At 56.3% G+C, this 12,056-nt stretch carries 14 protein-coding genes and 1 tRNA gene; 7 read left to right on the top strand and 8 right to left on the bottom strand.

The window, feature by feature from the left end; genetic code table 11:
* The first annotated feature begins 23 nt into the window (after positions 1–23).
* From C495_RS06050 to C495_RS06040, 3 genes are all read left to right on the top strand, one after another.
* Positions 24–524 carry a hypothetical protein gene (locus C495_RS06050; RefSeq protein WP_008160983.1) on the top strand — a complete coding sequence of 167 codons (501 nt, stop codon included), beginning with the start codon at positions 24–26 and terminating at the stop codon, positions 522–524.
* Positions 525–585: 61 nt separating this feature from the next.
* Entirely contained in the window at positions 586–771 is a 186-nt protein-coding gene (locus C495_RS06045; RefSeq protein WP_008160982.1) for a hypothetical protein, read from the top strand.
* Between the two features lie 101 nt (positions 772–872).
* Positions 873–1,571 carry a hypothetical protein gene (locus C495_RS06040; protein WP_008160981.1) on the top strand — a complete coding sequence of 233 codons (699 nt, stop codon included), beginning with the start codon at positions 873–875 and terminating at the stop codon, positions 1,569–1,571.
* A gap of 61 nt (positions 1,572–1,632) precedes the next feature.
* Here the strand turns inward: C495_RS06040 and C495_RS17595 are convergent, their stop codons facing one another.
* Entirely contained in the window at positions 1,633–2,280 is a 648-nt protein-coding gene (locus C495_RS17595) for a hypothetical protein (protein WP_152418873.1), read from the bottom strand.
* A gap of 679 nt (positions 2,281–2,959) precedes the next feature.
* Between C495_RS17595 and C495_RS06030 the strand changes: the two genes are divergently transcribed.
* From C495_RS06030 to C495_RS06015, 3 genes are all read left to right on the top strand, one after another.
* On the top strand, positions 2,960–4,018 hold the full coding sequence (locus C495_RS06030) for a hypothetical protein (protein WP_008160980.1): 1,059 nt from the start codon (positions 2,960–2,962) through the stop codon (positions 4,016–4,018).
* Between the two features lie 292 nt (positions 4,019–4,310).
* Entirely contained in the window at positions 4,311–4,769 is a 459-nt protein-coding gene (locus C495_RS06020; RefSeq protein ID WP_241430587.1) for a BlaI/MecI/CopY family transcriptional regulator, read from the top strand.
* A gap of 211 nt (positions 4,770–4,980) precedes the next feature.
* The gene (locus C495_RS06015) at positions 4,981–5,733 is read left to right on the top strand and encodes a recombinase family protein (protein ID WP_008160977.1); all 753 of its coding nucleotides are present in this window, start codon (positions 4,981–4,983) and stop codon (positions 5,731–5,733) included.
* A gap of 887 nt (positions 5,734–6,620) precedes the next feature.
* On the opposite strand, the gene C495_RS06010 is transcribed toward C495_RS06015, so the two are convergent.
* Positions 6,621–6,693 (bottom strand) — tRNA-Pro (locus C495_RS06010).
* Positions 6,694–6,783: 90 nt separating this feature from the next.
* On the opposite strand from C495_RS06010, the gene C495_RS06005 reads away from it, so the two are divergent.
* Positions 6,784–7,038, top strand: coding sequence for a pro-sigmaK processing inhibitor BofA family protein (locus C495_RS06005; RefSeq protein WP_008160976.1), 255 nt, complete (start codon positions 6,784–6,786; stop codon positions 7,036–7,038).
* 57 nt (positions 7,039–7,095) lie between these two features.
* On the opposite strand, the gene C495_RS06000 is transcribed toward C495_RS06005, so the two are convergent.
* From C495_RS06000 to C495_RS05975, 6 genes are all read right to left on the bottom strand, one after another.
* On the bottom strand, positions 7,096–9,162 hold the full coding sequence (locus C495_RS06000; RefSeq protein WP_008160975.1) for a DEAD/DEAH box helicase: 2,067 nt from the start codon (positions 9,160–9,162) through the stop codon (positions 7,096–7,098).
* Between the two features lie 179 nt (positions 9,163–9,341).
* On the bottom strand, positions 9,342–9,986 hold the full coding sequence (locus tag C495_RS05995; protein WP_008160974.1) for a class I SAM-dependent methyltransferase: 645 nt from the start codon (positions 9,984–9,986) through the stop codon (positions 9,342–9,344).
* A gap of 82 nt (positions 9,987–10,068) precedes the next feature.
* On the bottom strand, positions 10,069–10,503 hold the full coding sequence (locus tag C495_RS05990) for a cupin domain-containing protein (protein ID WP_049890173.1): 435 nt from the start codon (positions 10,501–10,503) through the stop codon (positions 10,069–10,071).
* 117 nt (positions 10,504–10,620) lie between these two features.
* Entirely contained in the window at positions 10,621–10,815 is a 195-nt protein-coding gene (locus C495_RS05985; protein ID WP_005554588.1) for a cold-shock protein, read from the bottom strand.
* A 110-nt stretch (positions 10,816–10,925) separates the two neighbouring features.
* Positions 10,926–11,144 (bottom strand): hypothetical protein, encoded by a 219-nt coding sequence (locus tag C495_RS05980; protein ID WP_008160972.1) that lies wholly within the window; start codon positions 11,142–11,144, stop codon positions 10,926–10,928.
* A gap of 95 nt (positions 11,145–11,239) precedes the next feature.
* Positions 11,240–11,941: a carbonic anhydrase gene (locus tag C495_RS05975; RefSeq protein WP_008160970.1), complete on the bottom strand. Its 702-nt coding sequence runs from the start codon at positions 11,939–11,941 to the stop codon at positions 11,240–11,242.
* Positions 11,942–12,056 lie beyond the last annotated feature (115 nt).

Below are 12,056 nucleotides of genomic sequence, written 5' to 3'. Positions count from 1 at the left end.
TAGCAGTCGTGTGAATCGGGAGTATGACATTGTTCACACTGCTTGTACGCGTGTTGAAGCCCGCCACTGAACCGACCGGTCGGTGGTTGCTTCAGGGCCTCACATGGATCGAGAAACTCGATACGGGTTCGGTGAAGGACTTTCAGGACAAGGCAGATATCGTCATCGAGGAGTTCGTTGACGTGTTCACATGGGAAGTTGTCGTGTATGCAGTCGTGATAGCAGTATTTGTTACCCCGGTTGCGTGGGGTGCGTCTGAGGGTGTGGTTCCGATCACAGTACTTGGGTTATGGTTGTCTGCTATCGGGAGTCTATCGCTAGCTCGCAGTGCGGTGCGCGGGAAGGCCGGGATTGTAGTCGGGGTGCGGGAGAACGCGTCGCGCGAAATAAATGCAGCTGATCAAAGTGTGCCGGATCAAGGAGCGGTGCGGGCGAATTGTCGACACACGGTTCACGGAGTGTTTGGCGCAGTGATTCTCGCGGTTGGATTCGTGATTCAAATCACAGGGACAGTGGTTGGGTAGTTTGTAAACGCCACACCGTTCACCCTATCTCTTAGGTCTGTGCAGTCGGATAACTGTAGATATGGACGAGGACGCGCGGCGACTCAGGGCCAATCTACTTCAAGAGTACCGTATGTTCGGACACCACCGCAACAAGGGCGTTACGCCGTGTGAACCCGAGAATCAAATCGGTGCAGGGCGCACTGACGAGGAACTCGATGCGGAACTCGCAGAACTCAAGGCTGAGACCGACACTGAAGATTATTAGAGCGTACTGTCACTGTCGGGCTTGTCAAGGTAAAGAACGTCTACCCTGAAGGTACTTTTATAACTAATCAGAAACAATTCACATGCGAGCATCAATGTCTCGTGAATACTTTCAACATCGAAAACACCCTCGCTGAATCGATCCACGTAGACACCACGAAAGACGGAGCAGAACTCCGCTTCGACGGGAACACTCTCGGATTCAAACCATCTTCTAACCGTCGAGGATATTCCATCACCAACGATTGGAACAACCGGCACTTCACGATCGGATTCAACGAAAACTCTGTGCTGTACCACCTTACCCGAGAAGACCTCGATGATAGGGAATCAGGGAAAGGGAACATGCAGCGTGGAGAGTTTGTCGCAGAAATGTACGGGTACGTCCGATCATTAGCTCACCCTGTTCACGAGGACAACGTGGAGTTTGACCTGGTTGGAGCGTTCGACCTCGATGCTGCGAGAGAGTACATGGAGGAGCAGGGTGTGATCGAGTACACGAATACCGGGCTGACTGTCGATAATACCCGGGAAAACCGGTTGATCGATGAGTTGGAGGAGAATCCTGCGAAAGTCGGTGAGTTGTTGACCGAGGTTTTGAACCCGGTACCTTTCGATGAGATACGGGGAAGTGGCGAGATCGTATTCGCGCGCCCGTCGTACGATCGTATCGAACTGGTGTTCCTGTACCCGAATGAGTACGTTGGGATTGTGAGGGCACGAGACTTGTTTGAAAGACTGGTATACGGTGGAGGATCGCAGATTATTGATCACGTGCTCCGGTCAGTCACAACTGACTGAACTGACGAGTTAGCAGTTGAGGATCCTATGACACCGAGTAGATTGTCAACTCACATCCACACTACCTAACGCGGCGACCCCACTCCCCCGTATCCATACCGTCTACAGACTCAATATACTCTTCAGGATCCTCTACAGTCAATGCAGCCGTTACGTGTTTCTCTGCGATATTCTTCACGCCTTTATCCTCTTCGAACAGCATCTCCTCCGGTCGGTCAACGACAGTTTCACAATCCGGACACAGCCAAATACGGCGCTTTAGAACCAGGAGTTTTGGCTCAGTCCGTCGAAGCATTTCAGTTTGACACTCCGGACAACATGGCCCTTTGTCGATGTACGCATACGGATTCCCACTCCGATTCGATCCTACCGTCACAAACCAGTCCACTCCATAGTGACGCGTAACACCGTGCCAAATCGGGCTACTCGGTCGTGAAGGAACGACGAACCCTCCTGCCGTACTACTTGACCGTATCTCCTTCCGTCGATCAATCACGGCTTTTGTGAGCGACACGATGTAACTGACTCCAAAGTAGAAGGGAGCGACGAATGCGATTGTGAGTCCTGTAACCCGGAGGATGGGATCGTTGATTATTGCCCCGAAGACTGCAGAGTCAATCGTTTCGAAGGAGACGACCGCGTTAATCAAGAGTCCTGCAATTAATGACGGGAGGAGTCCCCATACGACCCATCTTCCAATGTCCGACATTGCTGTCTGTCGTTGGTGATCTGTCAAAGTGGTTTCGGGTGTGACGGCGTTGTCAATGTGCCTTCCCTGTCTTAACCGTGTGTAGGAACTACAATCAGTCGTAATGAGGCGAAGATCGTGTTTCAGGACGCCACGTACATTGCCCTGAACTTAGGGCAGTACACTCGACCGTCTGATTATTTGAATTCGTATGAAGGCGCAGTGTGAATTCACCGGTCATTAGCTCGTGGGATAATGAATGAAGCGTGGGCGGACACGTACCCGTATGTTGTTCGGAACCACCGTTGTGGCAGGCCGTTGAGGAGCACGTTGTGCATCGAATTGGTGATCTTGCTGGTGAGCGCGGGAGTGTCGGTTGTGGCGCTGACGCGTTTGCTGTAGATATTAAAGGTCAGAATCAACAGTCGTGGGGAACTCGGACTGGTCGGCCTCGGCAAGCTGTGAATAACAGTTTGAGTCGTGGAAAGCAAGACGCGGTGACCGATGAGTAGCTACTGACCCGGTCTTGATTCTAAAGCGGCGCAAAAACGCGTTATAGTTGTTGTAAACGGTGTTTCCTACTTGGTCGATTAGCTGAAAATGTGTGTATACGTTGCGTTCCTCGAATACGCATGGACCGAGAGTATATTCAGTATGATTTTGCAGAAGACTTATTTCGTAGCGTTCTCATGTCATTCGTATGCGTCCAAATGTAGACATTCCGTGGTCAGTACACGGCCAGATTAAGGAGTACGCGCAGTCAGAAGAGAAGACCATCGAAGAAGCGTACATCGAGACTCTCAAGGAAGGATTAGGAGTAATGCCGACACCGGTTCAGTCCGAGAACCAGTTCATCGAACCGTCGATGGGGAGTTACTCGCTCGGACCGAGAGTGTTCCCCGTCTCATCGGAGGAAGCACGGGACATCAACGATATCTGTACGTTTATGCACCAGCCGAGCATTCCATACCAATCGGTTTCATTTAAGACGTATTCACCTCGGGTTACCGTTAACAGAATCGTCGAGGGACTTTCTCGCGTTTCCTCGATCCTTGACCGTGGTCACGATGACTGGTTCACCTTCCATCAACTCGGCGGGTCGTGGGTTGGCACGGACATGGAGAACTTTGTCCATTGCCTTCAAACGTTAGAAGGCCGGTTGGAAGAGGCGACGTTTGATACTTACAAGACCGGATTCGGCGTGTATCTCTTGGAATTCCGTGAGAACGAGTACCTAGCTCTTCACTTGGAGATTGACGCATACTCCGGTGAGGTTGAGTCTTTCACGCTGGGGTTCCTGACTAACGGGCATCCGGTTGATGGGCGGCTATACCGGAAACTCGCTGCTCAGTTCGGCCTGTCCGAGCTGCAACACGGGCGAGATAAAGAGATTGAAACGTTCACGATCACACCGGAGGAAGAGATCCCAGTGAACGTGGTAGAAACGACGGTGAAGGAGGGTCGGTCGAATGATGAACCGTGGGTGACGGGGCTTATTATTGAAAATCCTATTCAGAGTCATGATGGGGTTCGTGAAGCGGTTCTCAGCAGAGCGGATGACAAGTTCCGGAACCGTCCCGAGTACCGGAATCCGTACGCGCAATTAGCGTCGTACGATCATGCGTACGTCCGGTTGAAGAGTCATCATCCACAGTCAGAAGATAGAGAGTATTATATCAACACAATCGGTGCGCAGAATTTCACGCCGGTATTTGACCGGCAGGACATATGGAATATTAGCATCAGTGCGGACTGGTGAGGTTTCTCAGGGAATTTTGGTGCAATCGAATGTATATAGTTACTATGCCCGAGTCCAACGAATCCATCCGACGGTACGCCTCTAGCCTCAATCAATTAGACCGGATGTTTGGACACCACCGCGATTCTGACACCATTCCTGAAGAGACCGAGAAACAAATTAGAGCGGGACGCACTAACGAGGAACTCGAAGAGTTGGAAGACGACGGGTTAACTCGTGAATGAAGTTGTGAATTGATTTCTTACAGTTCTCGATAATTGAGTATTTATTCTCAATTTCAACGTGTTACCCAATGTGGCCGACCCCGAACCTCACCGAAATTACAATAAGACACAAAAAGCTACATTGGGACACAACCATGCCTGTCCACCTTGACACCCACGAACCCGACGTCGAACTCACGCCCGGGACAGCCAAATCCGACATAATCGCATTCCTCTACGACAACACCGAACTCGGTTTCAAACCCAAAGAACTTGAAGACCACCTCGAACTCCCCCATGGCACCGTCACCACAACGCTCACCCGGCTCTACAACGACGGCTTCATCGGGAAAACTCGGGACAGCCACTACCACGCGCTCGATCACCGTGAAGACCTTCACCGGTACGTCGCCAGCCTCGACCAACTTGAGAGAATATTCGAAGACAAAGAATACGTAGGAACTCCAACGGAAGACGTGGACGAAGACGAGCTTGACGCCGAGATTACCGAGTTAGAAGCCGAGCTAGACGATGAGCACCGTGAGTAGAGTGTCCGAGAATCACCCATTCGAAGACAGTCGGTCCGGGTTCGGTTCGTGAGTGAGTTGAGGCACATCGAGTTCTACACAATCGGTTAGGTCGGAAACTCACTTCGAGGACATCACACCCTGTACGCGGTCAGGTGACCGTGTACAGGTTACGACGACCCTGTACACGACTTTCCTTACTTATACGTAGTTGACTGTTAGGCTACCCTGTATGAGAGAGACCTCAGAAACGAGCGAGAACGTTGCCGCATACATCCGAGCATCGACAGACAAGCAAAACTCCGGACACCAACGCGACGACATCAACGACTGGGCCGACCAAAACAACATTGACCCCACAGGAATCAATTGGTACGTAGACCTCTCACAAAGCGGATCAGACCCGGGCCGCGAGCAATTCATCGAACTCACCGATGACATCGACGCAGGCGAGTACGATCGCATAATCGTGTGGGAAATCAGCCGGTTAGCCCGACTTGGGAGCATCTACCAAGAGTTCTTCGAGACCGCGAGCGACGCCGGGACGATCATCAACATCACGAACGATTGGACTGACACGGTCAAGCCCGACGGGACTGGGAAGCTCATCGCCGATATCTCAGCTGCAGTTGCTGAAGAGGAGCGGAGAAAGCTAATTAGCCGTGTTAACAGCGGTGTGAAGCGCGCCAAGAAGGAAGGGAAATGGTTGGGCGAAGTACCGGTCGGATTCGAGCGAAACGCCGAGGGATACCTAAGACCGACCCTCACACCGGACGAAGGCGACGACGGGTACTTAGAAATTCGCGCCGCGCTCGAAGCGATCGAGAATGGGAGTAGCTATCGTCAGGAAGCAAAGGGACTCAACACGACACGACAGACACTCTCCCGAATACACCAGGACGAGGACCGACGGCAGTGGTATCTTGATGCGACAGCAAAGACCGATGATCGTATCGCAGAAGCGTTGGATACCATCCCGGAGTGATATTACCACGACACGAACAAGGTTGTCAACGTCGTTGTTTCGAGAATAACATGTTAACTCATGAGTTACCTCATAAGATAACTCAGATGTTAACTCGTAGGTTAACCTGCGAACAAGAGAGCGAATATCCCTGTGTGAACACGCGTTCACACGCCAATCACCGTGTGAACGCCGAACTTTTGACCTTAATTTGCGAGTCGAATCCCAACCGTTCAAGTGAACAGCGGATTGTCGACACATGCCGCGCACCAGGCGCGGCTGGTCATGCAGTGTGGATTGACCGAGAGTGAATCCCGACCTGGGCGATCGTGGTGGATCGCCCGGATCAAATCAGAACAACGAGAGACATCGTTGACCCTTGAAGTGCAGGCGAGCAACTGGCAATCCCAGTACACGCAATAACGCTGTGAACGACCCCTGGGCACCGTCAGCCTCAATCATGTGCAGAGTCTACACGTGCGTATGACAGGCGAGTCAACCCGGGTGAAGCTCTTGCGAGCCTCTCTGAACCGGGACCCGCCCGATCCGTAGATTGAGGGCGGCCTTCCACCATCAGCGGAATTTTACGCCGGTGACGTTCCCGAGTGGACGCCTCACGACGAAGCAGACGACACGTCCTGACGATCGGCGCGGGCGAGTAGCTGGCAATCCCAGCACCGGCTCGGGCGAGCAGCCTGCAATCCCAGCGACCCGAGCGATCTTGTCAACCGGGACGCTGGGAAGCCGCCCGCAATCCTAAACATGGGTTCGAACTCAGGAAACCCAAGCACGCAAGCGACCCGCGCACGGACCGAAGTCCGAATCCTAACCACAATACCCACGAAAAACACCCGGAACCCGCAGCTATAATGCGATTACTCTCGGACTCTAAGCGCAGGGAGCGAAAATGGGATCGCCCGGATTTGAACCGGGGTCACGGGCACCCAAGGCCCGAAGTATACCAAGCTAACCCACGATCCCGTGCTGCATTCATGAGTTGTAGGTGTATTAGTTAAAGGCTTTCGTTATCGACCGAGTGCTTTTGCCGATGGACGTCTTACGGCCACGTTCATGACTGGCATCGAGATCGTGCTGTTGATCCTCGTCCTCGTGGCCCTCCTCGTCGGGGCGTCTCTCATCCGTGCGGTCAGCCCCTTCATCATTAATGCGGTCGCCGGACTGGTGGTGTTGGTCCTTTCACAGGCCGTCTTCGGACTCTCCGTTGCTGTGACGCCGGTTGTCCTCGCCATCGTCGCCCTCGGCGGCGTTCCCGGCTCGATCATCGTCCTCGTTTTCTCGCTCTTTGGCATCGCGTTCGTCCCGTAACGCCGCCGAGAGCGGGGCGAGACAGAGAACAGGTACAGCAGTCGCCTCTCGAGTAACTTACAGATCCGCGTCGCGGAGTTCGATATCCGCGACGAGTTCGTAGGGGTGGGCGTCTTTTCGGATACCATCGACGAGGGTGAACGCTTCACTGGGCTCTAAGAAGTGTTCAGTGACGACACGGCCCAGCGGCGTGGGTTCGAAGCCATCGATGAAGTCGTACTGCAGGAGTTTGCCGATCGCGTGTTTCGTCGGCACGTCGCCGAGCATGCGGTCGTTGAGCCCCTTCGCGGCTTTCCCGCCGACGGTGATATTCGCGAGCGTTTCCTCGATCGCGGCGGCCTCGTCGTAGTGGGTCATCACCGACTCCATGTCGCCTTTCAGGAGTTTGAACGCGACCTCATCCTCGCTCATCTCCATGGAGTTGTGGTAGGCACAGTCGGGTTCGACGAGGACGTACACGGTCCCCTTGTCGTGGTAGTCGGGACGCCCCGCACGGCCGAGCATCTGGTGGAACTCCTGGACCGAAAGCCACTCGATTCCCATCGCCAGCGAGTCAAAGATGACCTGCGAGGCCGGGAAGTCGACCCCAGCGGCGAGGGCGGCGGTCGTGACAACGGCGGAGAGTTCCTGTTCGCCGAACTGGCGTTCGACCTTTTTCCGGCGCCGGTAATCGAGGCCGGCGTGATACGGCGCAGCCGAGTACTCGAGTTTTCGACTGATCTCGTGACACCGTCGCCGGGAGTTCGTAAAGATGATCGTCTGCCCGCGATACCCTTTTGAGGACTCCGTATCGAACTCGCGTCTGACGAGTTTGTTCTCGATCCGGACTTTCTCCTGGCCGTCGGCGAACGTGACGTGCCGTTCGATCGGCACCGGCCGTTCCTCGAACTCGATGAGCGTCGACTCGAGGGCTGCGCCGAGCTGTTCGGGGTTACCGACGGTTGCCGAGAGGTAGACCCATTGCGCGCCGCCGTAGTCGTCGCGCCGTTTCGCGCGTTGCTCGCAGGTGTATTTGAGCCGCGAGATGAGACCGTCGAGTCGGTGGCCGCGGTCGTCCTCTTTGAGCGTGTGGACTTCGTCGATGACGACGGTTCCGATATCGCCCATGTCCTTGCCGGTTCGCAGGGCGTGGTCGATCCCCTCGTAGGTGCCGACGATCACGTCGGCATTGGGGTCGAACTGGTTGCCGTTGTCCGAGATCCGGCTCGCACCCACACGAATGGAGACGTCGACGAGGTGGCCGTACTCGTCTTGAAAGTCCTCGTATTTCTGGTTTGCAAGCGCGACGAGGGGCACGAGAAAGAGCATCTTCCCCTTGCCGTTCAACACGCGGTTGAGCCCGGTCATCTCGCCGACGAGGGTCTTTCCGGTCGCCGTCGCCGACACCACAAGCTGGTCCTCACCATCGAAGAGCCCGTTTTCGACCGCGAGACTCTGGACCGGGAGCAGGGTCTCGAAGCGATCCTCGAGCAGCCCCTGTAAGCCCGGGTGGAGGTTCAGCGAATCGACCCGGACGGGGTCGACCTCGTCGGTCGTCGCCGAGATGGTATCGAACTTCGTCAGATCGGGATCGAGTTGACCCTTTAGCAGGTTGACAATCCGTTCTAAATCCTGTACCTCGAGCATGAGCTCCTCGAGGCGGTCTTTGGCCGCGCCGGTGACTGCGCCGCCACCGGAGTACGACAGTTGCCGCTCGAGTTCCTGTCGTGCACAGTCCTGGCAGATCCAGTCGTTGTCGTCTTTGACGGCCGTCTCGGTCGTAATCGGCGAATACCGGCCCGCGGAGGCACAGTACCGACAGGTTCGGACGGCCTTGGCCTTCTCCTCGAGCTGGTAGCCGCTGAGCATCTCCATGAGTTCCTCGCGTCCCTGTTTCGAGGTCTGTTCGGAGATGCGAATCCGCTTGGCTCGCCGGGCGAGTTCGACGAACTCGTCAGGCTGGCGAGGCTCTTCGCTCGAGCCGTCTTTGAGCCGGAACTTCGCGGGACGAGGGCCGGCCGAGGTTTCTGACAGTCCGAGTTTTGCCCGGAACAGTCGCTGTCCGTCGCGCTCGACCACCACGAGATAGTCGTCGCCAATCTCGTGACAAAAGATCGTTTCGACCTGCTGGACCTGCTTCGACACTGGTTCGTCATAGTCGGTCGTCGTACTTGAGCGGTTCGAAACGTCGAACATCTGAGCGTGCATCGACCGCACGGCGATCGTTTAACGGGGGCGACAGCGACGTGTAGTGCGCTGTGCTGTTGGTGCCGTTCGACAGCTCTGACAGACCTGAACACGTCGACAGCTGGTGAGCGTCGAGATCATGACTCGGCGTTCCGTGCCGTGGTGGCGATTACGAGGTTGGGTCCCCAGACCGGCCCGGTCACCTCGTGAGTGGGGTCAGTCCACCCTGCCTTGAGGAAGAGTTCTGTCCCCTCCTCGCGGTCGTACCGGAAAAAGAGCGTCTCTGCGACGCCGTCCTGAACGTTCTGGACCGGGTTCCACCACGAGAGCGACCGTCGGTTGAAGCCAAGAACCAGGATCTCACCGCCTTGTTTCGTGACGCGGTGGGCCTCCCGCAGCGTCTCGGCGGGCGCAGACCAGTAGAGAATTGAGCCGACTGAGACCACACAGTCGAACGTCTCGTCTGCATACGGGAGCGTGCGCGCATCCCCACGGATAAAACAGGCGTCCTCGAGCTCCGCTTTGTCCGCGGCGGTCTCGAGCTGTGGTTGGCTTAGATCGAGCCCGTGAACCGCCGAGACGTCCGAACGGAGCTGGTCGATCGTCTCGCCGGTCCCGCAGCCGATATCGAGCACTCGGTCTGTGGGTTCGAGGTCGATCCGATCGAGAGCTGCCTGCTGGAGTGACTCCGGCCAGAACAGCGACGGAACGACAGCGTCGTAGCCCGGTGCCAGGAGGTCGAACCAGCGACGGGTTGCGTCGTGATCCTGTAGCGTGCCCATATCGGGCGGTCAGTACGGGCTGGTATAACGCTTGGCCGGGCACATGCCCGTTCAGGCTCGTCGGTCGCGCCTTTTCCGACTGTCATTCGAGCAGGTCGATCTCGTCGTCGCCGTTGGGGACCGCACAGAGAAACGCCCCCGGTTCGTCGCTCTCGTTTCGATACCAGTGAACCGTTCCGGCTGGGATCAACAGCGAGTCGCCGGCTTCGACCATGTACTCCTCACCGCTGTCGACGGCGTCGCCGGTTGCGCTATCTGCCGCTTGCATATTGCCGATTCCGACCGTATACTCTCCTTCGAGGACGTACTGTTCGTGTTCGACCTCGTTCGTGTGTGCGGGCACCGATGCACCGGCCTCGAGGACGAATCGCCGGATCGCGAAGTTCGGCGCGCCGTGGTCGTCGCTGATCAACACGCCTTTCTCGAGGCCGTCAGCAGCGCTGACGGTTTCGTACTCGATGTCGTCACTGCGACGGATCACTGGCTCGGGTTCGGGTGTGGACGTTGGGGTTGCCATACCCGTGTCCATAGGCGACGAAGCTACTAAACGTTCGATGGCCTCGAGTGTGACAAGCGCTGTCGCTTATCGGTGTAAAATACTGCAATCAAGAGCCGATACTACCGCGAATTCGCCTTACAGGCGCTCGACGTTCGTCGCGCGTGGGCCTTTGGGGGCCTGCTCGATGTCGAACTCAAGCTCCTGTCCTTCCTCAAGGTCCGGGCCGCCGATGTCTTCCATGTGGAAGAACACGTCGTCGTCCGCGTCCTCAGTCTCGATGAATCCGTAGCCGCCAGTGTCGTTGAAGAAATCAACGGTTCCTTTCGCCATTGCTTTTGAATAGAGTGGCCGTATACGCATAAAGCCTGCGACTCACCTCAAGTGCCGATATCAGTCGATACCGGCGTTTTAGGCGCTGTCTTGCTCTATTCGTCGCTCGATCACGATCCGTCTCGTTCCTCGAGTCGCTGGACCGCCATCGAGACGAAATACACCAGCATAAAGACGAGAAAGCCGACGACGAGTCCGCCCAGTTCGACTGCGCCGATACCGGCGGGGCCGACCACTGCAAGGGCAGCCAGCGCCACGAGAAACACGCCGATCGTAAAGAGGCCGATGACGTAGTAAAACCCCGTATCGGACTCGAGGAACGCTCGCATAGTCGGTTATTTTGCTGCGAGCGACAAAACGCTACCGACTACTCGGGGACCAAAAGCATCGCTTTCGAGCCGTTTCATAGTTACAGCAATCCGTATCAGTGGATCAGACTCTCGACGGCTGCGTCGTACTCGTCCGGAATCGCTTCGGCGATCGCTTCAGGGTCCGTCTCACCGTTGACGTTGACCAGATACGTCCGACCGTGTTCGTTGCCGTAGACGCCCTGAAAGTCGTAGACGAAGCCGTAGACGTCGACGTCGTCCGGGATCTCGTCGGCCTCTCGAAGGAATCGTGTCTGATAGTCCACGTTGTACTCGACGAGCTGGTTGATCACCGTCTCATCGTCAGCATCAGCGTCGATCTGGTCGCTCTCGAGGCCGTCCTCGATAACGGGCAGAAGCTGTGTGACCCACTTGTCGACGCCCCGCGGGCCGGGAAGGTCGCCGTCGGTCGCGGCGTTGTAGGCTGCGGTGACGGCACCACAGCCGGTGTGCCCGACGACTGCTGCGACGCCAGTGTCCGCGTGGGCGATGGGATACAGGAGGCCACCGTCGACGATGAGTTCGCCGTCGTCTTCGTCCCAGACCTGATTCCCGATATTGCTCGGGGTAAAGACCGTCCCCGGATCGTCGACGCCCCACATTCGTTCCTGTGGTACGCGGGAGTCCGAACAACAGACCGAGACGACATCGGGCTGTTGGCCGTCCTGTACCGCCGCGAAGTAGTCGTCCGGAAGGTCAGTTACGTGGCGCTCGTTTCCTGCGAGCAACGCGTCCAACACGTCGTGGTCTTCGCTCATACGAACGACATGGCGGATGGGCGTCAAAACGGTTGCTCTTTGTGCACGTATCCCGGTGTGGCTCGAGCCGGATGCGAGGCGGGTTCCGGGAGCCGAATCTTCACGGTCCCGACGA

The sequence above is a fragment of the Natronorubrum sulfidifaciens JCM 14089 genome, from assembly GCF_000337735.1.
GTDB lineage: Archaea > Halobacteriota > Halobacteria > Halobacteriales > Natrialbaceae > Natronorubrum > Natronorubrum sulfidifaciens.
This window is presented reverse-complemented; position numbering and strand designations above follow the sequence as displayed.

What these genes read in the sequence shown, in the direction of transcription:
- C495_RS06005 (WP_008160976.1), top strand. Translation starts at nt 6,784, where the DNA reads ATGACTGGCATCGAGATCGTGCTGTTGATCCTCGTCCTCGTGGCCCTC.
- C495_RS05980 (WP_008160972.1), bottom strand. Translation starts at nt 11,144, where the DNA reads ATGCGAGCGTTCCTCGAGTCCGATACGGGGTTTTACTACGTCATCGGC.
- C495_RS17595 (WP_152418873.1), bottom strand. Translation starts at nt 2,280, where the DNA reads ATGTCGGACATTGGAAGATGGGTCGTATGGGGACTCCTCCCGTCATTA.
- C495_RS05985 (WP_005554588.1), bottom strand. Translation starts at nt 10,815, where the DNA reads ATGGCGAAAGGAACCGTTGATTTCTTCAACGACACTGGCGGCTACGGA.
- C495_RS06015 (WP_008160977.1), top strand. Translation starts at nt 4,981, where the DNA reads ATGAGAGAGACCTCAGAAACGAGCGAGAACGTTGCCGCATACATCCGA.
- C495_RS06020 (WP_241430587.1), top strand. Translation starts at nt 4,311, where the DNA reads ATGTGGCCGACCCCGAACCTCACCGAAATTACAATAAGACACAAAAAG.
- C495_RS05975 (WP_008160970.1), bottom strand. Translation starts at nt 11,941, where the DNA reads ATGAGCGAAGACCACGACGTGTTGGACGCGTTGCTCGCAGGAAACGAG.
- C495_RS06045 (WP_008160982.1), top strand. Translation starts at nt 586, where the DNA reads ATGGACGAGGACGCGCGGCGACTCAGGGCCAATCTACTTCAAGAGTAC.
- C495_RS06050 (WP_008160983.1), top strand. Translation starts at nt 24, where the DNA reads ATGACATTGTTCACACTGCTTGTACGCGTGTTGAAGCCCGCCACTGAA.
- C495_RS06030 (WP_008160980.1), top strand. Translation starts at nt 2,960, where the DNA reads ATGCGTCCAAATGTAGACATTCCGTGGTCAGTACACGGCCAGATTAAG.
- C495_RS05990 (WP_049890173.1), bottom strand. Translation starts at nt 10,503, where the DNA reads ATGGCAACCCCAACGTCCACACCCGAACCCGAGCCAGTGATCCGTCGC.
- C495_RS05995 (WP_008160974.1), bottom strand. Translation starts at nt 9,986, where the DNA reads ATGGGCACGCTACAGGATCACGACGCAACCCGTCGCTGGTTCGACCTC.